The sequence below is a fragment of the Aquabacter sp. genome, assembly GCF_965279295.1.
In the GTDB taxonomy this organism is placed as follows: Bacteria; Pseudomonadota; Alphaproteobacteria; order Rhizobiales; family Xanthobacteraceae; genus Aquabacter.
The window spans coordinates 195,984-221,541 of record NZ_CBDIHQ010000012.1 but is presented as its reverse complement, the minus strand read 5'-3'; the positions used below and the strand labels follow the sequence as shown (position 1 = coordinate 221,541).

Below are 25,558 nucleotides of genomic sequence, written 5' to 3'. Positions count from 1 at the left end.
AGCCAGAAGGGTACGAACGGCACAGGGCATCCGTCGATGATGGCAGGATCAGACGCGCATTTTATGGGGAGAACGGCGCCTCGCCGCCTGAGGCTCAGCTGGCGAGACTGCCGCCCAACTCGTCCTCGATATGGATGCGGATGATCTCGTCGAAGCTTTGCTCGGCCTTGAAGCCGAGCGAGGTTGCCCGCGCTGCGTCGAACCGGCGCGGCCAGCCGGCAACGATGGCCTGGATGACAGGGTCCGGCTCGCGCCGGATCAGCGCCACCGCCCGGTCGCCCGCGACCCGGCGCAGCGCCTCGATCTGCTCGCCCACCGTCACCGCGAGACCTGGCATGGTGAGGCAACGGCGCGCGCCGAGCCGAGCGCTCTCGATGGTCACCGCTTGCAGCAGGAACCCCACCGCCGCGCGCGGCGAGGCGTGCCAGTGCATGACATCCTTGGAGACGGGCAGGATCGCCTCCTGCCCGGCGAGCGGCTCGCGGATGATGCCGGAGAAGAAGCCGGACGCGGCTTTGTTGGGCTTGCCCGGCCGCACGCAGATGGTGGGCAGGCGGATGCCCACGCCATCCAGCAGGCCGCGCCGGGAATAGTCCGACAACAACAGCTCTCCAATGGCCTTCTGGGTGCCGTAGGAGGTCAGCGGCGTGGAGAAGAAATCGTCACCGATCGCGTCCGGGAATGGCGCGCCGAACACAGCGATCGAGGAGGTGAACACCACGCGCGGCTTGTAGCCCTCGATTACGCGCACCGCGTCGAACAGCAGCCGCGTGCCGTCGAGGTTGATGCGATAACCCTTCTCGAAATCCGCCTCGGCCTCGCCCGAAACGATGGCGGCGAGGTGGAAGATCACCTCGGGCCTGTCCGCCACCAATGCCGCTGCTTCTCCGGGCACGGAAATGTCGGACACCCGCGTCTCGATTGGAAACGGCGCTTCGATGCGCGCGGGCGCCACGACGTCGTGCGCGGTCAACCCCTCAATGGGCCGTCCGCCCAGCCGCCCGTCGGCAGCGAGGCGTTCGATAAGCTTGCGGCCGACCATGCCGGCACCGCCGATGACAAGGATGCGCATGAAACCTCCCCGTTTATTGAATGCGTTTGTTCTTGTGGGATCACTCGCGACCAAACGCGGGGCTCAGAGCGCCCAACCACCGTCGATGATGTGGATCTGCCCGGTGGTGAAGGCGCTCTCGTCGGAGGCGAGATAGAGGGCGAGGTTCGCCATCTCCTGCGCTGTGCCGAGCCGCCCCATGGGCTGACGGCCGATGAAATCCGCCCGCACCGCCTCCAGCGACCGCCCGGTCTGCGCCGAAACCGCCGCTACACGCTCGTCGAGCGAAGGCGATTGCACGGTACCGGGGCAGATGGCGTTGGCGCGAATGCCTTGGGTGATGAAATCCGCCGCCACCGACTTGGTGAGGCCGATGATCGCCGCCTTCGAGGCGCCGTAAACGTAACGGTTGGGCACCCCGCGCACCGAGGAGGCGGCCGAGGAAATGTTCACGATCGACCCGCCTCCGTTCTCCAGCATCAGCGGCACGAACGCGCGCAGCATTCGGTGCATGGACTTCACATTGAGGTCGAAGGAGAAGTCCCAGTCCTCGTCCGTGCACTCCAGCAGCGAGCCCTGGTGGACATAGCCGGCGCAGTTGGCAAGCACATCCACCGCGCCGATTTCCGCCGCCAGCGCCGCCACCGCGGCATTGTCCCGGACGTTCAGGGCGCGGACTTCGCCGGGAAAACCGGCCAGCTTTTCCGTGTGCAGGTCGGTCGCCACCACCCGCCCGCCCTCGCGCGCAAACGTCTCGGCGATCGCCCGGCCGATCCCCTGCCCTGCTGCCGTGACGAGGCAGGCCTTCCCTTCCAAGCGTCCAACCATGGCGTCTTTCCCTGTGATTTTTTATTGTCTGACCCGCGGCGCGGATTCCCTTACCCACAAGCGGGAGCGGGAATCCGCGCCGGTCTCAAGCCTCTCGAAAATCCTCCAGCCGGCGCTTCTGGCGCCCGTCGGCGTCGAAATTCTCCGGCGTCAGCCATCCCTCGAAGGCCGCTTTGGCGCGCGGCCATTCGTGGTCCAGCAGCGAGAACCAAGTGGTGTCGCGGTTGCGGCCCTTGGTAATCATGTGCTGACGGAATTCCCCCTCATAGGTAAAGCCGAGGCGCAGCGCGGTACGACGGGAGGGCGCGTTCAGCGCGTTGCACTTCCATTCATAGCGGCGATAGCCGAGATCCTCGAAGGCGTGACGGGCCATGAGATACATGGCCTCGGTGGCGGCTGCCGAGCGGGAGAGCACGGGCGTGAAGAGGATGTTGCCCACCTCGATCACCCGCTGCGCCGGCTCGATGCGCATATAGGTGGCATGCCCCACCGCCTTTCCGGTGGCGGGGTCAACGAGTGCGTAAAGCACAGGGTCGGCCTTGGTCGCGAGGTCCGCATAGGTGCCCCGGAACGCCGCCTCGTCCGGGAACGGCCCGACCGAGAGATACGTCCACAGCGCCGCGTCGCCCGGCCCATGGGACGCCGCGAACAGGTCCGGCACATGCCGCTCGGCATCGAAGGGCACGACATGGATGTGGCGTCCCTTCAGCGGCGTGCGCTCGGGTCGAAGGGCCGCGGGTCCTTCGACGATTTCTCCCACCGGCTGCGAAGCAGCCGCATGCGCATCGGTCATGGCAGGCCTAATGGTTGTCGCGCGGCACGCCCATGGTCTGGGCGACGCGCTGATATTTCACCGCCGGCTTGAGGACCATGCCCTCGTCGAACTGCTCCACCATGCCGCGCTGGATTTCCTGCCACGGCGTCTGGCTCTTGGGTATGGGAAACCCGCCGCGCGCCTGGAGATCGGCCCGGCGCTGCGCCAGTTCGACATCGGAGATCACGATATCCGCCGTGCCCTTGATGAGATCGATGCGAACCCGGTCGCCGGTCTTCAGCACCGATAGCCCGCCGCCCGCCGCCGCTTCCGGCGAGGCATTGAGAATGGAAGGCGAGCCCGATGTGCCGGATTGCCGCCCATCGCCGATGCACGGCAGCGCGGTGATGCCCCTTTTGATCAGGGCGGCCGGGGGCTGCATGTTCACCACTTCCGCGCCGCCGGGATAGCCCAGCGGACCGGTACCGCGAATGAACAGCAAGGTGTGCTCGTCGATGCCGAGGGAAGCGTCGTCGATGCGATGGTGGTAATCCTCCGGCCCCTCGAACACCACGGCGCGCCCCTCGAAGGCGTTGGGGTGTGCGGGATCGGACAGGAAGCGCTCGCGGAACTCTTGCGAGATCACGCTGGTCTTCATGATGGCATTGTCGAACAGGTTGCCGCGCAGGACGATGAAGCCGGCATCCTCTTTCAGGGGAGCGTCATAGGTGAAGATCACCTTGCGGTCCCAGGAGAGTTTGCCCCGGCAATTGTCCCCCATCGAACGCCCGTTCACGGTGAGCGCGCCTTCGTGGATCTTGCCCTGCTCCATCAGTTCGGCGACCACCGCAGGGATGCCCCCGGCGCGATGGAATTCCTCACCGAGATATTCGCCCGCCGGCTGAAGGTTCACCAGGAGCGGGATCTTGTGGCCCACGCTCTGCCAGTCGTCCACGGTCAGCGGCACGCCGACATGGCGGGCGATGGCATTGAGGTGGATGGGGGCGTTGGTGGACCCCCCGATGGCGGAATTGACGCGAATGGCGTTCTCGAACGCTTCGCGGGTCAGGATGTCGGAGGGTTTCAGATCCTCCCACACCATGTCGACGATGCGCTTGCCGGTCTCGTAGGCGATCTGGCCGCGTTCGCGATAGGGCGCGGGAATGGCGGCGCAACCGGGCAGAGACATGCCCAGCGCCTCGGCCAGCCCGTTCATGGTGGAGGCCGTGCCCATCGTGTTGCAATGGCCGACCGAGGGGGCGGACGAGGCCACCAGATCCATGAAGGTGTCGTAGTCGATCTCGCCGCGCGCATGCTGCTCACGCGCTTTCCACACCACTGTGCCCGAGCCTGTGCGCTCGCCCATCCACCAACCGTTCAGCATCGGCCCGCCCGAGAGCACGATGGCGGGAATGTTCACGGTCGCCGCCGCCATGATGCAGGCTGGGGTGGTCTTATCGCAGCCGGTGGTCAGCACCACGCCGTCGAGCGGATAGCCGTAGAGGATTTCCACAAGGCCGAGATAGGCGAGATTGCGATCCAGCGCCGCCGTGGGGCGCTTGCCGGTTTCCTGGATCGGATGGACCGGAAATTCGAACGGAATGCCGCCGGCCGCCGCGATCCCCTCGCGCACCCGCTTGGCGAGGTCGATGTGGTGACGATTGCAGGGCGAGAGGTCCGAGCCGGTCTGGGCGATGCCGATGATCGGCTTGCCCGACTGCAATTCGGCCCGTGTCAGGCCGAAGTTCAGATACCGCTCGAGATAGAGCGCGGTCATGCCGGGGTTATCGGGATTATCGAACCAGAGCTGCGACCGCAGCCTACGGCCGTGCGCCTCCGGTTGATCTCCCGCCTTGTTCTCCGGTCCCGCCATGGGTCTCTCCCGCGCCCTTTGATGGGCTGCATTTAATCGATTTGATCGGGGGATTTATGCGCCGGAGCGTAGCCGAAATCAATTCCGTTCGGAGCTGTTCCAAGGGGAGTGGGGCAAGCGGGACCCTGTGTCCACCGACAAGCGGTTCGCTCCCTTCCCGTAAGGGGGGAGCGGGAAATCGGAGGGGTGGGGCCTTTATCCTTAGGTCAGCTGGTCCTTAGCCTTGCCACTCAGCCACACCTCACACCGCCAGCAGCGAATCGCGTTTGCGAGGGTCGCGTTCCAAGTCCCTGAAGGGCCCGTCGAACACCAGGCGTCCGCGCGCCATGACATAGGCGCGTTCGCAGATCAGGCCGGCGAAGCGGAAGTTCTGTTCGCACAGGAGGATGGACAATCCCTCGCCCTTCAGGGCCTTAACCGCCAGCGCCATCTGCTCCAGGATGCGCGGTGCGAGCCCCTCGGAGGGCTCGTCCAGCAGTAGCAAAGCGGGGTTGCCCATCAGGGTGCGGGCGAGGGTGAGCATCTGCTGCTCGCCCCCGCTCATACGCCCACCGCGCCGATGGCGCATCTCCGCGAGATTGGGGAACAGCGCGAACAGCCGCTCCGGCGTCCAGGCGGCATGGCCGGGGCGTGGCGGGCGGCGGCCCACCTCCAGGTTTTCCATCACCGTCAGGTCGGTGAAGATGCGCCGCTCCTCCGGGACATAGCCCAGACCGGCACGAGCGAGGTCGTGGGTCTCCAGGCGGGAGACATCGCGCCCGTCCAGCAGGATGGTGCCGGAGCGACGCGGCACCAGGCCCATGAGCGCGCGCAGCGTGGTGGACTTGCCCGCGCCGTTGCGCCCGAGCAGCGCCACCGCCTCGCCATCGCCGATGGTGAAGGATGCGTCGCGGACGATGTGCGCCGCGCCGTACCAGGCATTCAAGTCGGAAACGCGCAGCATCATCGCGTCTCCGGCTGCGGGACCGAATAGGTCAGGCCCTCGCCGAGATAGACCGCACGCACCCTGGCGTCCGCGCGGATCGCCTGCGGCGGCCCCTGGGCGATCAGTTGTCCGCGATCCAGCACCAGGATGCGCGCGGCATGCTCGAACACCACGTCCATGTCGTGCTCGGTGAACAGCACGCCCATGGCCTGGGTCCGGGCGATGGCGGCGACCAGGCGCATCAGTTCTGTGCGCTCGCTTGCCGCCATGCCGGCGGTGGGCTCGTCCATCAGCAGCAGGCGCGGTCGGTTGGAGAGGGCAAGGGCCAGTTCCAGCCGCTTCACGTCGCCATAGGAGAGTTCGCCCGCCGCACGCGCAGCCTCATCGGCGAGCCCCACCAGCGCCAGCAGGCGCTCGGCCTCGCTTCGGCGGGTGGCGCGGGGATGTGAGAGCAGAGCTGTCTCCACATTCTCGCACACCGTCATGGAGGCGAAGGTCTCGGTGATCTGGAACGTGCGGCCGACACCGAGCCGCCAGAGTTTTCGCGGCGGCAGGCCTGTGACCGGGGTGCCGGCAAGCCGTACCGTGCCGCGATCCGGCTTCACCTGCCCGCCCAGCATGCCGAAGCAGGTGCTCTTGCCTGCGCCGTTCGGGCCGATCAGCGCCAGCATCTCGCCGGCCTGGAGCGCGAAGGAAACATCCCGCACCGCCTCGACCCCGCCGTAGGATTTCGAGAGGCCGGATGCCTCCAGAAGCGGCGCGCTCATGCCGGTCTCCAGCGTTGCCCAAGTCGCTGCCGGAGCCGCGCGATCGCGCCGCCCAAGCCTTGCGGGAACGCCACAACCAGCAGCACGATGATGCCGCCCAGCACCAGCTTGGAGTGGTCGGTTTCGCTGACCAGCCAGATTGCCGCGAGCTTGTAGGCGATGGCGCCGAGTACCGCGCCGGACACCGTCTCCACCCCGCCCAGCAGCACCATGGCCAGCGCGTCCACGGAAAGCGGGATGCCGAGCGTATCGGGAAACACGCTGCCTTTCAGGAACGCGAACAGCGCCCCCGCCATCGCCGCGAAAAGTCCGGCGACGGCGAACGCCGCCCATTGCATCCCCATGCGGTCGATGCCCACCGTCTCGGCCCGCGCGGCGCTGTCCCGTACGGCACGCAGCGCAAAGCCGAAGGGCGAGAAGATGAGGACCCGCAGCAGGGCGATGCCAGTCGCGGCCACGCCGAGCGCAAGCCAATAAAAACCTTGCGGCGTGCGGGCGAAGCCTTCCGGCCAGATGCCCAGCATCCCGTTGTCTCCGCCGGTTACGCCCACCCATTGGAACGCCACCGCCCAGGCGATCTGCGCGAAGGCGAGCGTCAGCATGGCGGAATAGACGCCGGAAAGTCGCACGCAGAACCAGCCGAACAGTCCGGCCCCAGCGAGCCCGAGCAATGGCCCCAGCAGCAGCGCGCCGAGCATGGAGAGCCCGGCATATTTCAGCGCGAACGCCGCGCCATATGCACCAAGCCCGAAGAAGGCGGCATGGCCGAACGAGGGCATGCCGCCCGCGCCCATGAGAAACGAGAGGCTGGCGGCGAACAGGGCGAAGATGGCGATCTCGGCGGCGACGCTCAGCGCATAGGGCCCCGCCACCACAGGCAAAGCGGCGGCGAGGACGAGGGCCACGAGCGCCAGGGTCCGTTCAATGCCGGTGTAGGGTTTCCACGGTGCGAGTGCGATGCCTTTGGAAATGCGTGCCGGCGCCTCGCCGCGCCCCAGCAGGCCGAACGGACGCACCACCAGCACGCAGGCCATGACCGCGAACACCAGCACGATGGAGACCTGCGGGAAGACCAGGATGCCAAAGGCGTTGAGTTCACACACCAGCACGGCGGCCAGGAAAGCCCCGGTGATGGAGCCGAGACCACCGATCACCACCACCACGAAGGCTTCGACGATGATGGTCATGTCCATGGAATGGTTCACCGCCTCGCGCGGCAATTGCAGCGCACCGCCCAGGCCCGCGAGCGCGGCGCCGAGTGCGAACACGGAGGTGAACAGCCATTTCTGGTTGACGCCCAGCGCCGCCACCATGTCCCGGTCCTGCGTCGCCGCGCGCACCAATATGCCCCAGCGGGTGCGCTTCAGGACCAGATGCAGCAGGGCGAGGACCGCAGGGGCCAGGGCGATCAGGAACAAATCATAGGCCGGCACCGCCTGGCCGAGAATGCTTACCGCGCCCTTGAACCCCGGCGCCCGCCCGCCCAGCAGGTCTTCCGGCCCGAAGGCGAGGACCACGAGGTCTTCCACCATCAGCGTGACGCCGAAGGTGGCAAGCAGTTGGAACAGTTCCGGTGCGCGGTAGATCCGCCGCAGCAGCAGGATTTCCATGGCGGCGCCCACCAGCCCCACCGCCAGCGCCGCGCAGGCGAGGCCACCCCAATAGCCGAGCGCCCCTGCCCACCGCTCGGTGAGCGTGAAGGCGAAATAGGCGCCCACCATGTAGAAGGCGCCGTGGGCGAAATTCACGATGCGGGTGACGCCGAAAATGATCGACAGCCCGCTCGCCACCAGGAACAGCGAACACGCGCTGGCAAGGCCGGTGAGGAACTGGACGATCAGGAAGTCCAAGTCTGATTATCTCCGCTCGGAGTTCCCGGGTGCTATGCGCCCCCTCTCCCGCTTGCGGGGGAGGGTTGGAGAGGGGGCCGGGCGCCTCAGAAGAAGCCCCGCACCTTCCGCTACTCACCAATTCCCCCTCCCTAGCCCTCCCCCGCAAGCGGGAGAGGGAATCCAGGGCGGAAGGGAAGAACTACTCCGCCGGGCGCAACTTGGCGGCGTCGGCTTCGCTGGGCAGATAGGCGGCGCCGTCGCGGTAGACGAAATCCACCATGCGGCCCTGGCCGTCCTTCACCGTGGTCTTGCCGACGAACGCGCCGAGCGTCGACTGATGATCGCCCTTGCGGAACACGATCTGGCCGAACGGCGTGATCACGGAAATGCCCTCGGCGGCGGCGATCAGCTTGTCGGTGTCGGTAGAGCCGGCCTTGGCGATGATGGCGGCGGCCGCCTTGATGGTGGAATAGCCGACGATCGAGCCGAGGCGCGGATAATCCTTGAACCGGTCTTGGTAGGCCTTCAGGAAGGCATCGTGTTCCGGCGACTTGATGGAATACCAGGGATAGCCAGTGACGATCCAGCCCTCCGGGGTCTCTTCCTTCAGCGGGTCGAGATATTCCGGCTCGCCGGTAAGGAAGCTGACGACCGAGCGGTCCTTGAACAGGCCGCGGGTATTGCCCTCGCGCACCAGCTTGGTGAGGTCGGGTCCGAAGGTGACGTTGAGGATCGCCTCGGGCTTGGCGGCGGCGATCGCCTGCACCACGGCGCCGGCGTCGATCCGGCCCTGCGGCGGCCACTGCTCGGCGACCCATTCGATGTCAGGGCGCTTCTCCGACAGCAGCTTCTTGAACACCGCGACGGCCGACTGGCCGTATTCGTAATTGGGGGCGATGGTCGCCCAACGCTTGGCCGGAAGCTTCGCCGCTTCCTCCGCCAGCATGGCCGCCTGCATGTAATTGGAGGGGCGAAGCCGGAAGGTATAGGCGTTGCCCTTCTCCCAGGTGATCGCGTCGGTCAGCGGCTCGGCGGCGAGGAAGAAGATCTTCTTCTGCTTGGCATAGTCGGAAACCGCCAGGCCGATATGGGAGAAGAAGGTGCCGGTCAGCATCACCACATTGTCGGACGCCACCAGTTCGTTGGCGGCGGTCACCGCGTCAGCCGGCTTGCCGGCGTCGTCCTTGGACACCACCGCCAGCTTCTTGCCCAGCAGGCCGCCGGCGGCGTTGATCTCCTCCACCGCCAGTTGCCAGCCCTTGCGATAGGGCTCGGTGAAGGCGGGCAGAGTGGAATAGGAATTGATTTCGCCGATCTTGATCTCGCCCTGCTGGGCGTTGGCGCCGGAGGCGCCGCAGAGGGCGAGTGCGGCGAACGCCGCGCTGAAAATGACTGGAAGGCGCATGCCACGTCTCCTTGGCAGAGGACTCATCCGGGCCGGACGTTATTCGGGCCAAACGTGACCGGGGCAAAACAAAACCGGACAAAGGGCGCCACATTCCCGGAAAATGGGCCGTCCGCCGGATACGCGAGGCCGGGCGCGGTGTCGAGCGATGTTGCAGGCGCGAGCGCAAATTAGCGCCGCGCGACGCAGCGCCTCTGTTTATCTCAGCTCTCCTGGGGAGTGGAGCGCACGGAAGCTCGGCTCACTCCACCTTCCCATACCCCCCGCCGGTCGGGGTGATGATAATCACCGCTTCCCCCGCCTCCAGCACGGTCTGAGCGCAGCCATCCAACGGCTCGAAGGTGCCGTCGCTGCGGCGGACGAAGCCTTCGCCCAGCGCGCCGTCCTCGCCGCCGTCCAGGCCGAAGGGGCGGATGCGGCGGTGGGAGGAGAGCAGCGCGCACTCCATCTGTTCCAGGAAGCGGATGCGGCGGTAGGTGCCCGCCCCCGCGCTCCATCGCCCCTTGCCGCCGGAGCCTTCGCGGACGTGGAAATCCTCCAGCAGAACCGGGAAGCGGGTTTCCAGGATTTCGGGGTCGGTGAGGCGGGAATTGGTCATGTGGACATGCACGGCATCGGTGCCGTCGAAGCCGGGGCCTGCGGGCGAGCCGGAGCAGATGGTCTCGTAATACTGCACCGCGTCATTGCCGAAGGTGAGGTTGTTCATGGTGCCCTGGGAGGCGCTCATGGCCTTCAACGCGCCGAACAGGCAATTGGTGACGGCCTGCGAGGTCTCCACATTCCCCGCGACCACGGCGGCGGGATAGACCGGGGAGAGCATGGAGCCCTTGTCCACCACGATCTCGATCGGCCGCAGGCAGCCGGCGTTCATAGGGATTTCGTCTTCCACCATGACGCGGAACACATAGAGCACGGCGGCGCGCGTCACCGGCTCGGGGGCGTTGAAATTGGTCGGCTGCTGCGGCGAGGTGCCGGTGAAGTCCACCTTTGCCGTGCGCGCCGCCTTGTCGACGGTGATCTTCACCTTGATGACCGTGCCCTGGTCCATCTCATAGCTGAAGGCGCAGTCGGAGAGGCGATCCAGCACACGCCGCACGCTCTCGTCGGCATTGTCCTGGACATGGCCCATGTAGGCGCTGACCACGTCGAGCCCGAACAGCGCGATCATCTTCTTGAGTTCGCGCACACCCTTCTCGTTGGCGGCGATCTGCGCCTTGAGGTCGGCGACGTTCTGCACCGGATTACGGGCGGGATATTTCGCCCCCAGCAGGAGGGCATTCAGTTCCGCCTCGCGGAAGCGGCCGGCGTCCACCAGCTTGAAATTGTCGATATAGACGCCTTCCTCCTCGATGGTGGTGGCGCGTGGGCTCATGGAGCCGGGCGCGACGCCGCCCACGTCCGCGTGGTGGCCGCGCGAGGCGACCCAGAACAGCAGCCCCTCGCCAGCATCGTCGAACACCGGGGTGACGACGGTGATGTCGGGCAGATGGGTCCCGCCATTGTAGGGCGCGTTGAGCGCGAAGACGTCGCCGGGCCGGATATCGCCGTCATTCTCGCGGATCACGGTCTCGACCGAGCGATCCATGGAACCGAGATGGACCGGCATGTGAGGCGCATTCGCCACCAGCTCGCCCGCCGCCGAAAACACCGCGCAGGAGAAGTCCAGCCGCTCCTTGATGTTCACGGAATAGGCAGTGTTCTGAAGCGTCACGCCCATTTGCTCGGCGATCGACATGAACAGATTGTTGAAGACCTCCAGCATGACAGGGTCGGCATGGGTGCCCACCGCCCCGGCACGGTGCAAGATTTCGGTGCGGGCGAGCAGGAGATGGTCCTTCGCGGTCATTTCCGCGCGCCAGCCCTGTTCCACCACCACGGTCTGGTTCGGCTCGATGACGATGGCCGGCCCCTGGACCGCCATGCCCGGCTTGAACGCCGCCCGCAGGATGACCGGCGCGTCGTGCCAGGTGCCGCGTGAGAAGAACCGCGTGGTGCGGCACGCCTGAGGCGCGCCTTCGGTGAGCGGATGGTCGGGCTCGTCGATGCCCGCGCCGCCGCCCGCAGCCTGCACCTCCATGGCCTCCACCACCACCTGCTTTTCCGGCGAGACGAAGCCGAATTGCGCGCGGTGGCGCGCCTCGAATTCGGCCGTCATGGCGGAAAGGTCGGCCAGCGTCACGGGCAGTGCGGTGTCGGTGCCCTCGTAGCGCAGATGCAGCTTGGCCTCGGTTTCGATCTCGCCGGCAGGGACGCCCTGCCCCTCAAGCTCAGCCACCGCCTCGGCTGCGAGGGCATCGCGCGCTTCGCCCAGCGAGGGCAGGAGCGCGTCGTGCAGCCGCTCGCCCACCGCCTTGGTGCGATGGGCGCGCACCGCCGCGAGGCCCATGCCATAGGCGGACAGCAGGCCGGAGAAGGGGTGGATGTGCACGCGCATCATGCCCAGCGCGTCGGCCACGAGGCAGGCATGCTGTCCGCCGGCGCCGCCGAAGCAGGTGAGCGCATAGCGCGTCACGTCATAGCCGCGCTCGACCGAGATCTTCTTGATGGCATTGGCCATGTTCTCCACCGCGATGGTGACGAAGCCATCCGCCACCGCCTCCGGCGTGCGGCCATCGCCGATTTCATTTGCCAGGACGGCGAATTTCTCGCGCACCACGTCGGCATTCAAAGGCTGATCCTGGCCGGGACCGAAGATGCGCGGGAAGAAATCAGGGATCAGCTTGCCCAGCATCACATTGGCGTCTGTGACGGCGAGCGGCCCGCCACGCCGGTAGCAGGCGGGGCCGGGATTAGCCCCCGCGCTGTCCGGGCCGACGCGGAAGCGCGCGCCGTCATAATGCAGGATGGAGCCACCGCCCGCCGCGACGGTGTGGATGCGCATCATGGGCGCGCGGATGCGCACGCCGGCCACCTCGGTGTCGAACGCCCGCTCCAACTCGCCGTCGTAATGGCAGACATCGGTGGAGGTGCCGCCCATGTCGAAGCCTATGATCCGGTCGAGCCCGGCGATGTGCCCGGTCTCGGAGGCCCCCACCACCCCGCCCGCCGGGCCGGACAGCAGCGCATCCTTGCCCTGGAACAGGTCGGCGGCGGTGAGGCCGCCGGAGGACATCATGAACATCAGGCGGATGGGGGCGCTTTCTTCCTCCTGCGCAGCCTCACTCCCTCTCCCGCTTGCGGGGGAGGGCTGGGGAGGGGGCAGATGCGAGCCGTCCGCTTGCCCCGCGCCTCCGGCCTGTGGCCGGCCCCCTCCTTCACCCTCCCCCGCAAGCGGGAGAGGGGATGCCGTCGCGCTTCCCGCCCCCAATTCCTCTGCCACCTGGGCAACATAGCGGCGCAGGATGGGGGAGAGGTAGGCATCAGCGACCGTGGTGTCGCCGCGCCCCACCAGCTTGATGAGCGGCGACACCTCATGGGAGACCGAGACCTGGGGGAAGCCGAGGTCTCGGGCCAGCGCCGCCACCTGCCGCTCGTGCGCGGGATAGCGATAGCCGTGCATGAAGGCGACCGCGACCGCCTTGATCCCATCCGCCTTCGCAGCCTCGAGCGCAGCGCGCACCACCGCAAGGTCGGGCGCGGCCTCGATGGTGCCGTCGGCCCGCACCCGCTCGTCCACCTCCAGCACCTGCTCGAACAGCATGTCGGGGAGTTCGATCTTCTTGGCGAAAATCTTGGGACGCGCCTGATAGCCGATGCGCAGCGCATCGCGGAAACCGCGCGTGGTGACCAGCAGGGTGCGCTCGCCTTTGCGCTCCAGCAGGGCATTGGTGGCGACCGTGGTGCCCATCTTCACGGCGGAAACCAGACCCGCCGGGATCGCCACGCCGGGCGCTAGGCCCAGCAGCTCGCGAATGCCGTGCACGGCGGCGTCGCGATACGCCTCGGGATTTTCCGACAGCAGCTTGTGCGCAACCAAGGTGCCGTCCGGCTTGCGGCCGATGATATCGGTGAACGTGCCGCCCCGGTCGATCCAGAATTCCCAGTTGCCGCGCGCCTGACCGACCTGTCCCATATGACTCGTCCTTGGTCCGCTGAATGTTGGCCCGTTTCGTGCTAATCGATGGCGCACGCGCACAGGATGCCTTTCAAGGCTCCCGGCTCTTCCTACGGTTCAGAAAAGAAGCCACGGATCATAAAAAACGTCAACATTTTGTTGACGAAATGACGAGAACGGGCAAACTTATCGTCAGCAAGAGCGCCGCGGCTTCAGACTGACGTGCGCCGCCAACCAGAACGAGGGACTTCATGACCAGCCTGAATTGCGCCCTGTGCGCAAAGCAGCGGCGACGGCGTGCGTGCCGCCCTGATGCCCGTTTTCTTGCGTGCGCCCAGCCGACAGGGAGGGCGCGATGATCCGGCGTCTTCTCGACGGGCTTTACCTTTTCTCCGGCATCCTCGCGGCGCTGTTCCTGCTGACAATCTTCTGCCTGATGCTGGCACTGTCGGGCGGGCGCGAATACGGCATCAACATCCCCGCCGGCGACGACTTCGCCGCCTGGTCCATGGCCGCCATGTCGTTCCTCGGCCTTGCCCACACATTCAAGTCTGGAGAGATGATCCGTGTCGGGCTGCTGATGGAACGGCTCACCGGCCGCCCGAAGCAGGCGATGGAAATATTCGCGCTTCTCGTGGCCATCGCCTTCCTCGCCTACTTCTCCAAGAACGCGATACAGTTGAGTTGGGAATCCTTCCTCTTCAACGACATGTCCCAGGGTGTCATCGCGGTGCCGCTGTGGATTCCCCAGAGCGGCTATGCCGCCGGCATCACCATCCTGCTGATCGCCATGATCGATGAATTGGTGCGCGTCTCGCGCGGCCTTCGTCTGACCTACGAGAAAGACCCGCCAACCTCCCCCGAGGAATTGGTAGAGCGCATTGCTTCCGGCGGGGGAGCGTGAGCGATGCCGCATTTTGATCTGGCACAACTGTCCATCATCCTGCTCCTGCTCCTCGTGGTGATCCTCGCCAGCGGCATCTGGATTGCCATCGGCCTCAGCCTCGTCGGCCTCGCGGCCATGGCGCTCACGACCCCGGTTCCGATCGGCCAGGTGCTCGCGACCACCGTGTGGAGCGCCAGTGCTTCCTGGACACTCGCCGCTCTGCCCCTCTTCATCTGGATGGGTGAAATTCTGTTCCGAACGCGGTTGTCGGAGGAGATGTTCAAGGGCCTGGCGCCGTGGCTACAATGGCTCCCCGGGCGCCTGCTGCATGCCAACGTGGTGGGTTGCGGGATCTTCGCGGCGGTGTCGGGCTCCTCGGCCGCCACCTGCGCCACCATCGGGAAAATCGCCTCTGCCGGAATTGGAGAAGCGTGGCTACAACCAGAGTATGGCGATCGGTTCCCTCGCGGGGTCTGGCACGCTCGGCCTGCTGATCCCGCCGTCCATCCCCATGGTGGTCTACGCGGTAACGGCGAACGTCTCCGTGCTTCAGGTTTTTCCTCGGCGGCTTCCTGCCGGGACTGCTCGTGATGGGCCTTTACAGCGGCTACATCATCCTCTGGTCGCTTCTGAACCCTGGCAAGACACCGCCGCGCGATCCCCCCATGCCCTTCATGGAAAAGATGCGCCAGTCGGCCAAGCTGATCCCATGCCTGCTGCTGATTCTCGGCGTGTTCCTGTCGCTCATCCTCGGCATCGCCACCGCCACGGAATGCGCCGCTTGGGGCGTGATGGGTGCACTGCTTCTGGCACTCTGGAGCGGCACCCTAACCTGGACCTCCTTCACCCAGAGCCTGATGAGCGCGACCCGGCTCTCCTGCATGATCATGCTGATCATCGCCGGAGCCGCCTTCACCACCGCCGCCATGGCCTATACCGGCATCCCCGTTGCGCTCGCGGAATGGGTCCAGGGGCTGAACCTCACGCCTGGCAAACTCGCCCTCGCCCTGACCGTGATGTACATCATTCTCGGCTGCCTCGTGGACGGCATCTCGATGATCGTGCTGACCGCCGTCATCGTGCTTCCCATGGTCAAGCAGGCGGGGTTCGATCTGGTGTGGTTCGGCGTCTATCTCGTCATCCACGTCGAGATGGCACAGATTACCCCGCCGGTGGGGTTCAACCTGTTCGTGCTGCAAAACATGAGCGGCAAGGACACATTCACTGTGGCGAAGGCGGCGTTTCCGTTCTTCATTCTGCTGAACATCGCAGTCATCATCATCACCACCTTCCCCGATATTGTCCTGGTGCTTCCGCGCTGGGTGTTTCCGGGATGAGTTCGCCGTTCAAGCCAACCAAGAGGGACTGACACATGGCGCGTCTTCGATCCTTAGCCCTGGCCTTCGCCGGACTTGCCGCAGCCGGCATTGCCGCAGCCGGCCCCGCCGCTGCCCAGACCAAGTGGAACCTACCGTCCGCCTACCCGGCCGATAATTTCCACACCGAGAACATCGCCCAGTTCGCCAAGGACGTGGACAGCCTCTCCGGTGGCAAGCTCACCATCACGCTCCATCCCAACGCCGTGCTGTTTAAGGCGCCCGAGATCAAGCGCGCGGTCATGACCGGCCAGGCTCAGGCCGGCGAAGTCCTGATGTCGCTGCATGAGAACGAAGACCCGATGTTTGGCATCGACGTGGTGCCCTTCCTCGCCACCTCGTTCGAGCAGGCCAAGAGCCTGTGGCTTGCCTCAAAGCCGGCGGTGGACAAGAAGCTCGCCTCGCAGGGCCTGCAACTGCTCTATGTGGTGCCGTGGCCGCCGCAGGGCCTGTTCTCCAAGACCCCGATCGCCAAGATCGAGGACCTGAAGGGCGCCAAGTGGCGCGCCTACAATGTCGGGACCTCGCGCATCGGCGAGGCGGTCGGCGCGCAGGCGGTCACGGTGCAGCAGGCGGAACTCGCCCAGGCGCTCGCCACCGGCGTCGTCACCGCCCTCATCACCTCCGCCGCCACCGGCTATGACGTGAAGATCTGGGAGAGCATCCCCTATTTCTACGACATCCAGGCCTGGCTGCCGAAGAACATGGTGTTCGTGAACAAGGCCGCGTTCGACGCCCTCGACAAGCCGACCCAGGAGGCGGTGCTGAAGGCTGCCGCCGCCGCCGAGGAGCGCGGCTGGAAGAGCGCCGTCGAGAAGACCAAGTGGTACATGGACCAGCTCACCGCCAAGGGCATGAAGGTCGAGCCGCCCTCGCCCGAACTGAAGGCCGGCTTCGAGAAGGTCGGCAAGACCCTCGCTGCCGACTGGATCAAAAAGGCCGGGCCGGACGGCGAAGCGGTGCTCGGCGCCTACAGCAAGTGAACCGCGCGACCGCGCGGCGATAGACGACAGGCCGGGCGGGCCCCTCCCGCCCGGCCTCCGCAAAAGAGATGATCATGACCAAGCGCCCGCAGGCTGTTCCCGCACCAGACATAAAGCCTGCACTGGCGGACGGCACCGCAGCCGCGCGTCCGGTCGGCTCCCCTCTCCCCGGCTCCCCTCTGGGTTCTATCGTCTCCTCGGCACATCTGGCGGACGGCGCGCTTCCCGCCTTGTCCGAGCTGGAATTCGGTCTGAACATGATCGGCCATGCCTACCAGCGGTGGATGATCCGCTGCATGGCGGCGGCCGGCATTCCCGACCTCTCCTCGCTCGATGTGCTGGTGCTGCACCATGTGGTGCATCGCCAGCGCCCCAAGACCATCGCCGATCTCTGCCTCGTCCTCGACGTGGAGGACACCCACCTCATCACCTATGCCGCCAAGAAGCTTCAGGGGCTCGGATTGGTGGCGGGTGGACGGCGCGGCAAGGAAAAGACCCTCACCGCCACCGAGGCCGGGCGCAATGCCTGCGTGCGATACCGCGAGGTGCGCGAGGCGCTGCTGACCCACGCGGTCGCGGCCACCGGCATCGCGCCCGCCAAGCTGTCCGAGATCGCCACTTTGCTGCGCACCCTATCCGGCCATTACGACCAGGCTGCCCGCTCCGCTGCGAGCCTTTAGTTTCCCACGGCGATGTGTCGTCTCCTGCAATGACGGCGCGCCGCGCAGCGGTTATGCTCGCCGGGCATGCAGGAGCAATCGGACCCTGGAGCCTTCTGGCTCGACACGCGCGTCCCCTTCCACACCACGGTGGGCGATGCCGGACGGCCGGCGTTTCGTCCGTTTGAGATCGGCGCCGTGGATGTCGGCGGAGTTCGTATCCCGGTGGCGGAGGATATCCTCGGCACCCTGCCGTTCGCCCAGCTCAGGCGGTTGCGCCGCGAGGGCAGCGACCGGCGGGTGCTGGTGGTGGCGCCGCTGGCCGGTGGCTTCCCGATCCTGATGCGCGATCTCGCGGCGGGGCTGCTCGGCCTCGCCGGGGAGGTCCATGTCAGCGACTGGCCCGACGCCCGCCATGTGCCGCTGTCTGCGGGCCGGTTCGGCCTGGATGAGAACTGCCTGGAAGTCGCGCGGATGATCCGCACGTTGGGGCCGCAGACCCATGTGGTTGCGGTCTGCCAGGGTGTCATTCCCGCGCTGGCGGCGAGCGCCCTGCTGGCGCCGGAAGGAGCCGCGCCGCTCAGCCTGACGCTGCTCGGCGGCCCCGTCGATCCCGCGCGTAATCCCACGCGGCTCGATCGCATGCTGGGGGCAGAGATGCCCGCGCTCGATCGCTCGCTGATGGAGACGGTGCCGCCCGCGTTCGCAGGAGCGGGGCGGCGGGTGTTTCCGCGCCGTCGGCAGATGCAGGCGTTCGGCCTCTATCTCTGGCGGCAGGCCGCCAGCCGAGGCGAATTGCCGGTGAAGCTGATGGCGGACGACGGCGCCGACCCGCTGCGCTTTCCCCTCGCCCGGCTGTGCTGGGACATGATGGATATTCCCGAGGAATTCTTCGTGGAGAACGTCACGAAGGTGTTCCAGCAGCGCGCGCTTCCCGCCGGCACGCTTGAGGTGGCGGGACGTGAGGTGCGGCCGGAGGCGTTGGAGCGGACCGCGCTCCTGACCGGCGAAGCGGCCGAGGACGACATCGCCGCGCCCGGACAGACCGAAGCCGCACAAAGCCTATGCCCTGCGGTGCCCGCCGACATGCGCCGACGGCTGCTGGTGCCGCACGCGGGGCATTTCTCGCTATTCTACGGCCGGCCGATGCGCGAGGAGGTGCTGCCCGCCATCTCCCATCTCATGGCGGCGGCGGAACACCGCTTCGGATAGGCGGGGCTCAGCGCACCGGCTGCTGGGACACCGACTGCACACTGCTGGCGGTGGAGGGAGCCGCAGCCGGCTGCGCCACAGGGGCGGCAGCTTCGGGAGCGGCGGAAACCGGAGCGCCCGCAATCGGAGCAGCGACCGGGGCCGGCGCAGGCTTGGGACGGGGGCGACGCATCACGGCGACGACATCCGCAATCACCTCGCTGTGCAGGACCGCTGACTTGTCGATGTTGAAATGGTCGATGGTGCCCATGCTGTCGAGATTGCGGTTCACCAACTGGCCCTTGAAGCCCGCGCCGGAGGCAAGGCGCTTACCGAAGCCGTTGTTCGACTGGTAGTAATTGATGAACTTGCCGCCGCTCGCCCCGACTTGGGTCACACCGACGGGATCGAAGGTGACGACCAGGCGCGGGGGAATGCCCAGGCTGGTCATGCGTTCTGCCATGGTGATGGCGGCGTCTGCCCCTAGGGAATGGCCCATGATGACCACCGGCGCCCTGCTGTTCGCCCGCGACCACGCCACCGCATCGTCCGCGAGCGCCTGCCACTGGCCATATTCATAGACATTGGCGTCGATGCCGCGTCCGCGCATCTTCGAGGCGAGATCGTCCATGCCGTAGGAGAAGACGTTCGCGAGCCCGCGCATCAGATAGACTTTGCCCTGCATCTGGGCATTCGCGGGGGCGAGAAGTGCTGGGAGAAGAACCAGCGCCGCGAACAGGGCGCAGACAAAGCGAACACCAGCCTTCATAACCGCACCGTTCCTTGCTGTATCTTCTGCCCAAATCCGCTGGAGCCGCGATAAGGCTTCGGTGCCCTCCCGGCAAGAGACCAATCTGGCGGTGAGTCCGCCGCGTACAAAACCCAGCGAACGAGTCGCACCTGGATGGGCACATGAATGCCACATCCAAGACGATCACGCTTAACGCGGCAACGGCGGGGACGCTGCTTGGTCGCACCGTCCACGCCAAATCTCACGGTTTTCGCCGGGCGTTGCCGCTTTGCATCACCGTAGATCGGAGGCTGCCGCTGGGGATGGTTGGGTTGGGCGCGATGGCTCCCTCTCCCGCTTGCGAGACTTCAGCGAAAGGAGCTGGCGCGGGATTGGTGATGTTTCTCGAGTGACCACGCCATGCTCCCTCTCCCCGACGGGGAGAGGGTTGGGGTGAGGGGGGCAACCCTTTCCAGTCCTGAGATGTCCGAGCCCCCTCACCCGGCAGCTTCGCAGCCGACCTCTCCCCCTCGGGGAGAGGTAAAACAGCCCGACCTCTGCACTTAACGAACCGCGGGAGTTTGCGAGATCCCTTTCGCGGGGCTCCCGCGGCGGGGGAGGGCTGGGGAGGGGGCTGGAGCCTTAGAAGACGCTCTGCACCCGGCCATTTCTCAGAAATTCCCCCTCCCTACCCCTCCCCCGCAAGCGGGAATTTCGGGCGGTTCTCGCAACCCGAGCCGCACCCGCCGCTTAGTGGGGCGGATTTGGCCCAGCATCCGCGCTTGGATGCCACACGGGTCGATAGCCCGCGTGCAGAACAGCCATGATCGACGGCGGCGTGAGGATAGCGACCGCGCCTTCGGGTCGGGGACCTACGTCCCGCCAGCCGGACATGGCGAACGCCAGGCGTCGCCCGTCCCTGAGCGCGAAGGCCTCCGCACCATCGGCATAAACGGCACCGTGGGGAAGGTTTGCGGCGGGGAGGCGGAGTGCAGGCCGGGGCACCATCCGCTCGGCATGGAGGCGCAGGTCCATGGCATCGGCGCCCGGTGGCGGCCCGGCTTCGGCGGTGCCCCAGGCGGCGGCGAAGGCGCGGGCATCGGAGCGGCGGCACTCAAAGCAGGGCCGGTGGCCCGCCGCCAGCGCCACCACCTCATCGAGGAAGAACAATTCGGTGTAGCTGTTGCCCATCACCATGCGGCGGCGCCCGCGAAATGCGAGGACGCAGCAGATCCAGCGGCGGGAGGCATGGGACCGCCCGGTCAGAGTGCGGCTGGCCGGATCGTGAATCCGCCCGCCGCGATTGCCCATGAACAGGCCGCGCGCCGCCACCGCATGGACCGCGCCGAACGGATCGACCCGGTTCTGCAGCGGCACGCTTCAGTCCGCCTCGCCCACCAGCAGCACATGCAGGCTGCGCGGCCCGTGGGCGCCCAGCAGCAGGGTCTGCTCGATATCGGCGGAGCGCGAGGGGCCGGTGATTAAATTCACCGTCCGGGGCATAACGCCGGGTCCGTACAGCGCCCGCACCCGCTCCCAGACGGCTTCGTAATTGCCGGTCACGTCCTGCGCCCGCACCACCACCAGATGATGGTCCGGCAGAAGGTTCAGCGTCGAGGGATTGTCCGGCCCGGAGAGCATGACCACGGTGCCGGTTTCCGCGACGCCGGCGAAGGCATGGGAGAGGCCGGCGAGCTGGTGCCCGTCCGAGGCGCCGATCCAGACGTCCAGGGTCGGCTGGAGATGCCACGGCAGCGCGGACAGGCGCGGATCGGCGCCGCGCAGGATGGTCATGGGCAGGTTGCGGGCGCGCAGATATTCAGCGATCGCCGCCGGCACGCCATCGGCGGCGGGCAGATGGTCGAGGGTGCCGGCGGCTGCCAGCACCATGTCCTTGAACAAAACGAGGCGCTCGGCCGGAGGCAGTTCGGCACGGGCGGGAATGACGCCGCGCGGATGGCCGGCGATGCGGTCGGCCACCTCCTGCCGGCGCGGGGCCTCCTTGCTGGTGACGCCCAGCGCGCGCCGGACCGAAGCGAAGACCGTGTCGCGGGAACTCATCGCGCGGTCCCTCCCTTGGTGCGTGTCGCCTTGCGCGCGTGCCATTGCGCCTGGAACGTATCGCCCTGCGGCGCGGGGAAATCCCTGGAATTGGTCCATCCGCCGGCGAGCGGCAGCGCGGAGAACCGCCCCTTCGCCCGCCCTAGCAGCGACAGGCCCGCCATGGCGAGGCGCGTCAACGGGCGATACAGCCAGCCGCGCTTGGCGAAGAACCCCCAGATGGCGATGCCGTAGCGTTGCGGCGCCGGCGTCAGGTGGCGCTCGAATTCCTTCTCGCGCCAATGCCGCATCAGCTTGGGCAGCGGGATGCGCACCGGGCACACCTCCTCGCAGCGGCCGCAGAAGGTGGAGGCATTGGGCAGGTTCGCGCCCTTCTCGATGCCGACGATCGAGGGCGTGAGTACCGCGCCCATGGGGCCGGGATAGACCCAGCCATACGCGTGGCCGCCGACCGCATGATAGATCGGGCAATGGTTCATGCAGGCGCCGCAGCGGATGCAGCGGAGCATCTCGCGCATCTGCCCGGCCAGCATGCCGGAGCGGCCGTTGTCGAGGATCACCACATGATATTCGCCGGGCCCGTCCACATCCGCCGGGCGGCGCGGGCCGGTGGAGAAGGTGGTGTAGACGCTCAGTTCCTGCCCGGTGGCCGAGCGCGCCAGCACGCGAATGAGCTGGCTGACATCCTCCAGCGTCGGCACCAGCTTTTCCAGCGAGGCCAGCACGATATGCGCCTTCGGCAGGGTCTGCGTCAGGTCGCCGTTGCCCTCATTGGTGACGATGATCGAGGTGCCGGTTTCAGCCACCAGGAAGTTGGCGCCGGTGATGCCCACGTCCGCCACCAGGAAACGCTGGCGCAGTTCGCCGCGCGCCTCGGCCAGGAGCGCGGTGGGTTCGGAGAGGTTGCGCTCCGCCGGCAGGTGGGTGTGCACCCGGCGGAAGTCCTGCTCCACCTGCTCTTTGCTGAGGTGGATGGCGGGAGCGATGATGTGGGAGGGCGCCTCGCCCCGGATCTGGATGAGATATTCGCCGAGATCGGTCTCAATCGGCTCGATGCCGCAGGCTTCCAGATGGTCGTTGAGGCCGATCTCCTCGGAGACCATGCTCTTGCCCTTGGTGACGGTCTTCGCGCCGAGATCGCGGCAGATGCGGGTCACGATGTCCCGCGCTTCAGCTGCATCCACGGCGAAATGCACATGCCCGCCGGCGGCGCGGACATTGTCCTCGAAACGTTCGAGATAGAGATCGAGGTGCGCCAGCGTGTGGTTCTTGATGTCCCGCGCGCTGTCGCGCAGGGCATCGAACTCCGGCAGCAGGGCGACGGCGGCGGCGCGGCGGCCGATGAAGCCGGGGCCGACCTTGGACAGCGCCGCCTGGAGCGACGTGTCGGCCATCGCCTTCCTGGCGTTTTCCTTGAAATCCGGCGTGGTGATGTGGACGCTCATGTGCCCGCCCTCCCGCGCGCCTGGCCGATGGCGGGGTCGCCGCCCTGACCGGCGAGCACTTCCGCCACATGGCGCACCGCCACCGGGCGGCCCATGCGCTGGAGCTTGCCGGCCATGTTCATGAGGCACCCGAGATCACCCGCCAGCAGCGTGTCGGCGCCGGTCGCGACGATGTTTGCCACCTTCTTCTCGACGATGGCATTGGAGATGTCAGGGTATTTCACGCAGAAGGTCCCGCCGAAGCCGCAGCACACGTCCGGATCGGCCATTTCCTTCAGGTCGAGCCCCTCGACCGAGCGCAGGAGCGTGCGCGGCTGCGCCTTCACGCCGAGTTCGCGCAGGCCAGAGCAACTGTCGTGATAGGTGACGGTGCCCTCATAGGCGGCGTTCACCCCGGCCATGCCGCGCACGTCCACCAGGAAGGAGACCAACTCGAACACCTTGGCGCAGAACCGGTCGACGCGCGGCATCCAGTCCGGTTCGCCGACGAACAGCTCGGGGTAATGCGCCTTGATCATGCCGGCGCAGGAGCCGGAGGGCACGACCACATAGTCGAAAGTCTCAAAAGCCGCGATGGTCTGCTCGGCCAGCGCCCGCGTGGTCACGCGATCCCCGGTGTTGAAGGCGGGTTGCCCGCAGCAGGTCTGGCGCGGCACGTCCACCTCGCACCCCGCATCCTCGATCAGCTTGGCCGCGGCGAAACCGATGCTCGGGCGAATGGTGTCCACGAGGCAGGTGACGAACAGTCCGACCACCGGCGGCCGCTTAAGAGGGGAGTGGGGCATCGCGCTTGGATCTTCTTCCGAGTGCCTTTGGCGGGTCCGGGACAGCTTATTGAGTAATTGATCAATTGTCTTCCCCAGCGCCGAAAATCCGCGCGACGGGGTGCCCGGGAGCTGCAAGCTATAACATTGGAACCGCTCGAATGAAACGCAACGCCTCACGGGGAGATGATGATCCGTGCCCCGGGCCGCAGCCGCGCCACCAGCCGGCGGAGTTCGACTGCGGGCATCGCGACGCAGCCCTCGGTCGGCTTGAGGCCGGCGCGGGCGATGTGGATGAAGACCGCAGAGCCCCGCCCCTTCACCCGCGGGCGGGTATTGTGATCCAGCACCAGAACAAGATCGTATAAGTTGTCGTCGCGGCGCATCTTCTCGTGTGACGCGATCATCGGCAGGGTGACGGGTTGATTGTAGCGGCGATCGGCGGGGTCGTCGCACCAGCCGTCAAGGCGGCTTATGGGATGGGCCGGCAGGCGCGAGACGGGACGGGCCCCATGATCGGAACGATAGAGCACGCGCAGGATACGCCAGGTCCCCGCAGGGGTCCGGCCATCGCCCTCGCGCTTGTCAAACCCTATTCCCCCGCGCCCCAGGGCGACCGGAAAAGCGCGTCCGCCGACCGTGAGCACGCCCCGGTGAGGGGGCCCCGGAAGCCCTCTGACGCGTATTTCAGCGATCCCCACAGAAGTCTGCCTCACGAATCCGCACCTGAGCACCGTTCCCAGGTGAAATTATCGAGAAAATTTGCACCATTACAGTGGCATGCTGTACATGCGCGATTCGCGTGCCCGCAAGGGCTACGGAGGTTTTGATGGCCAATGCGTGGAAAATCCTGGTGGTCGAGGACGACCCGGAACTGCGCGACGCACTGGTCGAGCAGCTTGCGTTGCAGGATGAATTCGAACCTGTGCCGGTGGGAACCGCCCAGGATGCCGTGAATGCCGCGAAAAACGGCGTGATCGATCTTGTCATCATGGACGTCGGGCTCCCCGACATGGACGGGCGGGACGGGGTGCGTATGATGCGCGCCAACGGCTTCAAGGCCCCCGTCATCATGCTCACCGCGCACGATACCGACAACGACACCATCCTCGGGCTTGAGGCCGGTGCCAATGACTATGTGGTGAAGCCGTTTCGCTTCGCCGTTCTGCTCGCCCGCCTGCGCGCCCAGATGCGCAGCCACGAGGCGAGCGAGGACGCGGTTTTCGCCATCGGCCCCTACAGCTTCCGCCCCGGCGCCAAGATGCTGGTGACGGAGCGCGGCTCCAAGATCCGTCTCACCGAGAAGGAAACAGCGATCCTGCGCTATCTCTATCGCGCGGGAAAAACGCCGGTGGCGCGCGAGACCCTGCTTCAGGAAGTGTGGGGCTACAATTCCGGCGTGACCACCCACACGCTGGAAACTCACATTTATCGCCTGCGGCAGAAGATCGAGCCCGATCCTTCCGCCCCGACACTGCTGGCCACCCAGGCCGGCGGCTACAAGCTCGTTCCGTGAGCGCCGCGCCCTCAGGGAGCTTTCCACAGTGAGCGTCGAGCAGGATGTCGCCACGCTACAGGGCGTCCCGACCTTCGAGGTCCTGGCGCCCGAGGCCTTGCGCATTCTCGCCATCAGCGCCGAGGAGCGGCAGCTCAAGGCGGGAGAGGTGCTGTTCCGCGCCGGCGAGGCATCGGATGCCGGCTATGTCCTGCTGTCCGGGCGCATCGAACTCGTCCAGGAGCAGCCCGGACGGCGCCGCAAGCTGAGCGAAATTCTGCCCGGCGCACTGGTGGGTGAACTCGCCCTGCTGATCCAGGTGCCGCGCCCAGCCACCGCCCGCGCGCTGGAGGGCACACGGCTGATGCGCATTCCGCGCACCACCTTCCTGCGCATGCTGGAAGGTTTTCCGGACGCCGCCGTCATCCTGCGCGACCGGTTCGCGAAGCGGCTGGAGGAAACCCTCTCCGCCCTCGACACCCTGCGCCAGGACCAGTTGGAAACCCCGCCGAAGCCGCGCCTGCGCAAGAAATAGCGCC

The 25,558-nt window shown here is 66.7% G+C and carries 21 protein-coding genes and 1 pseudogene; 7 read left to right on the top strand and 15 right to left on the bottom strand.

Going from position 1 to position 25,558, the window contains the following annotated elements:
• Nucleotides 1–94: 94 nt before the first annotated feature.
• The 9 genes from denD to ADADO0_RS06460 all read right to left on the bottom strand — a co-directional run bounded on the left by denD (nucleotide 95) and on the right by ADADO0_RS06460 (nucleotide 13,447).
• Nucleotides 95–1,072, bottom strand: coding sequence for a D-erythronate dehydrogenase (gene denD, locus ADADO0_RS06500; protein ID WP_511304297.1), 978 nt, complete (start codon nucleotides 1,070–1,072; stop codon nucleotides 95–97).
• A gap of 63 nt (nucleotides 1,073–1,135) precedes the next feature.
• Nucleotides 1,136–1,879 carry an SDR family oxidoreductase gene (locus ADADO0_RS06495; RefSeq protein ID WP_511304296.1) on the bottom strand — a complete coding sequence of 248 codons (744 nt, stop codon included), beginning with the start codon at nucleotides 1,877–1,879 and terminating at the stop codon, nucleotides 1,136–1,138.
• 85 nt (nucleotides 1,880–1,964) lie between these two features.
• On the bottom strand, nucleotides 1,965–2,672 hold the full coding sequence (locus ADADO0_RS06490) for a GNAT family N-acetyltransferase (protein WP_511304295.1): 708 nt from the start codon (nucleotides 2,670–2,672) through the stop codon (nucleotides 1,965–1,967).
• Between the two features lie 7 nt (nucleotides 2,673–2,679).
• Nucleotides 2,680–4,506 (bottom strand): IlvD/Edd family dehydratase, encoded by a 1,827-nt coding sequence (locus tag ADADO0_RS06485; protein WP_511304294.1) that lies wholly within the window; start codon nucleotides 4,504–4,506, stop codon nucleotides 2,680–2,682.
• 241 nt (nucleotides 4,507–4,747) lie between these two features.
• Complete coding sequence (locus tag ADADO0_RS06480; protein WP_511304293.1) at nucleotides 4,748–5,452, bottom strand: ABC transporter ATP-binding protein; 705 nt, start codon at nucleotides 5,450–5,452, stop codon at nucleotides 4,748–4,750.
• Nucleotides 5,449–6,198 (bottom strand): ABC transporter ATP-binding protein, encoded by a 750-nt coding sequence (locus tag ADADO0_RS06475; protein ID WP_511304292.1) that lies wholly within the window; start codon nucleotides 6,196–6,198, stop codon nucleotides 5,449–5,451. Before ADADO0_RS06475 ends, ADADO0_RS06480 begins: the two co-directional genes overlap by 4 nt.
• Entirely contained in the window at nucleotides 6,195–8,048 is a 1,854-nt protein-coding gene (locus ADADO0_RS06470) for an ABC transporter permease (protein WP_511304291.1), read from the bottom strand. Before ADADO0_RS06470 ends, ADADO0_RS06475 begins: the two co-directional genes overlap by 4 nt.
• Before the next feature lie 181 nt (nucleotides 8,049–8,229).
• Nucleotides 8,230–9,435: an ABC transporter substrate-binding protein gene (locus tag ADADO0_RS06465; RefSeq protein WP_511304290.1), complete on the bottom strand. Its 1,206-nt coding sequence runs from the start codon at nucleotides 9,433–9,435 to the stop codon at nucleotides 8,230–8,232.
• Between the two features lie 241 nt (nucleotides 9,436–9,676).
• The gene (locus tag ADADO0_RS06460) at nucleotides 9,677–13,447 is read right to left on the bottom strand and encodes a hydantoinase B/oxoprolinase family protein (RefSeq protein WP_511304289.1); all 3,771 of its coding nucleotides are present in this window, start codon (nucleotides 13,445–13,447) and stop codon (nucleotides 9,677–9,679) included.
• Between the two features lie 337 nt (nucleotides 13,448–13,784).
• On the opposite strand from ADADO0_RS06460, the gene ADADO0_RS06455 reads away from it, so the two are divergent.
• The 5 genes and pseudogenes from ADADO0_RS06455 (at nucleotide 13,785) to ADADO0_RS06435 (ending at nucleotide 18,545) form a co-directional block, all read left to right on the top strand.
• Complete coding sequence (locus ADADO0_RS06455) at nucleotides 13,785–14,333, top strand: TRAP transporter small permease (RefSeq protein ID WP_511304288.1); 549 nt, start codon at nucleotides 13,785–13,787, stop codon at nucleotides 14,331–14,333.
• A 3-nt stretch (nucleotides 14,334–14,336) separates the two neighbouring features.
• A pseudogene (locus tag ADADO0_RS06450) lies at nucleotides 14,337–15,652 on the top strand (TRAP transporter large permease).
• Nucleotides 15,653–15,687: 35 nt separating this feature from the next.
• Nucleotides 15,688–16,674 carry a TRAP transporter substrate-binding protein gene (locus tag ADADO0_RS06445; protein WP_511304287.1) on the top strand — a complete coding sequence of 329 codons (987 nt, stop codon included), beginning with the start codon at nucleotides 15,688–15,690 and terminating at the stop codon, nucleotides 16,672–16,674.
• A gap of 74 nt (nucleotides 16,675–16,748) precedes the next feature.
• Nucleotides 16,749–17,354: a winged helix DNA-binding protein gene (locus ADADO0_RS06440; RefSeq protein WP_511304286.1), complete on the top strand. Its 606-nt coding sequence runs from the start codon at nucleotides 16,749–16,751 to the stop codon at nucleotides 17,352–17,354.
• 66 nt (nucleotides 17,355–17,420) lie between these two features.
• Nucleotides 17,421–18,545, top strand: coding sequence for a hypothetical protein (locus ADADO0_RS06435; RefSeq protein ID WP_511304285.1), 1,125 nt, complete (start codon nucleotides 17,421–17,423; stop codon nucleotides 18,543–18,545).
• Between the two features lie 7 nt (nucleotides 18,546–18,552).
• Here ADADO0_RS06435 and ADADO0_RS06430 read toward each other — a convergent pair whose 3' ends face one another.
• The 6 genes from ADADO0_RS06430 to ADADO0_RS06405 form a co-directional block, all read right to left on the bottom strand.
• Nucleotides 18,553–19,293, bottom strand: a complete 741-nt coding sequence (locus tag ADADO0_RS06430; protein WP_511304284.1) for a thioesterase domain-containing protein — start codon at nucleotides 19,291–19,293, stop codon at nucleotides 18,553–18,555.
• A gap of 711 nt (nucleotides 19,294–20,004) precedes the next feature.
• Nucleotides 20,005–20,631 carry a hypothetical protein gene (locus ADADO0_RS06425; protein WP_511304283.1) on the bottom strand — a complete coding sequence of 209 codons (627 nt, stop codon included), beginning with the start codon at nucleotides 20,629–20,631 and terminating at the stop codon, nucleotides 20,005–20,007.
• 3 nt (nucleotides 20,632–20,634) lie between these two features.
• Nucleotides 20,635–21,315 carry a LutC/YkgG family protein gene (locus ADADO0_RS06420; protein ID WP_511304282.1) on the bottom strand — a complete coding sequence of 227 codons (681 nt, stop codon included), beginning with the start codon at nucleotides 21,313–21,315 and terminating at the stop codon, nucleotides 20,635–20,637.
• Entirely contained in the window at nucleotides 21,312–22,760 is a 1,449-nt protein-coding gene (locus ADADO0_RS06415; protein WP_511304281.1) for a lactate utilization protein B, read from the bottom strand. The genes ADADO0_RS06420 and ADADO0_RS06415 overlap by 4 nt, the downstream gene beginning before the upstream one ends.
• Nucleotides 22,757–23,545 (bottom strand): (Fe-S)-binding protein, encoded by a 789-nt coding sequence (locus tag ADADO0_RS06410; protein WP_511304280.1) that lies wholly within the window; start codon nucleotides 23,543–23,545, stop codon nucleotides 22,757–22,759. The genes ADADO0_RS06415 and ADADO0_RS06410 overlap by 4 nt, the downstream gene beginning before the upstream one ends.
• Nucleotides 23,546–23,700: 155 nt before the next feature.
• Nucleotides 23,701–24,171, bottom strand: coding sequence for a L,D-transpeptidase family protein (locus ADADO0_RS06405; RefSeq protein WP_511304279.1), 471 nt, complete (start codon nucleotides 24,169–24,171; stop codon nucleotides 23,701–23,703).
• Between the two features lie 182 nt (nucleotides 24,172–24,353).
• On the opposite strand from ADADO0_RS06405, the gene ADADO0_RS06400 reads away from it, so the two are divergent.
• Both ADADO0_RS06400 and ADADO0_RS06395 read left to right on the top strand, forming a co-directional pair.
• Nucleotides 24,354–25,040 carry a response regulator transcription factor gene (locus ADADO0_RS06400; RefSeq protein ID WP_511304278.1) on the top strand — a complete coding sequence of 229 codons (687 nt, stop codon included), beginning with the start codon at nucleotides 24,354–24,356 and terminating at the stop codon, nucleotides 25,038–25,040.
• Nucleotides 25,041–25,068: 28 nt separating this feature from the next.
• Entirely contained in the window at nucleotides 25,069–25,554 is a 486-nt protein-coding gene (locus ADADO0_RS06395; protein WP_511304277.1) for a cyclic nucleotide-binding domain-containing protein, read from the top strand.
• Nucleotides 25,555–25,558 lie beyond the last annotated feature (4 nt).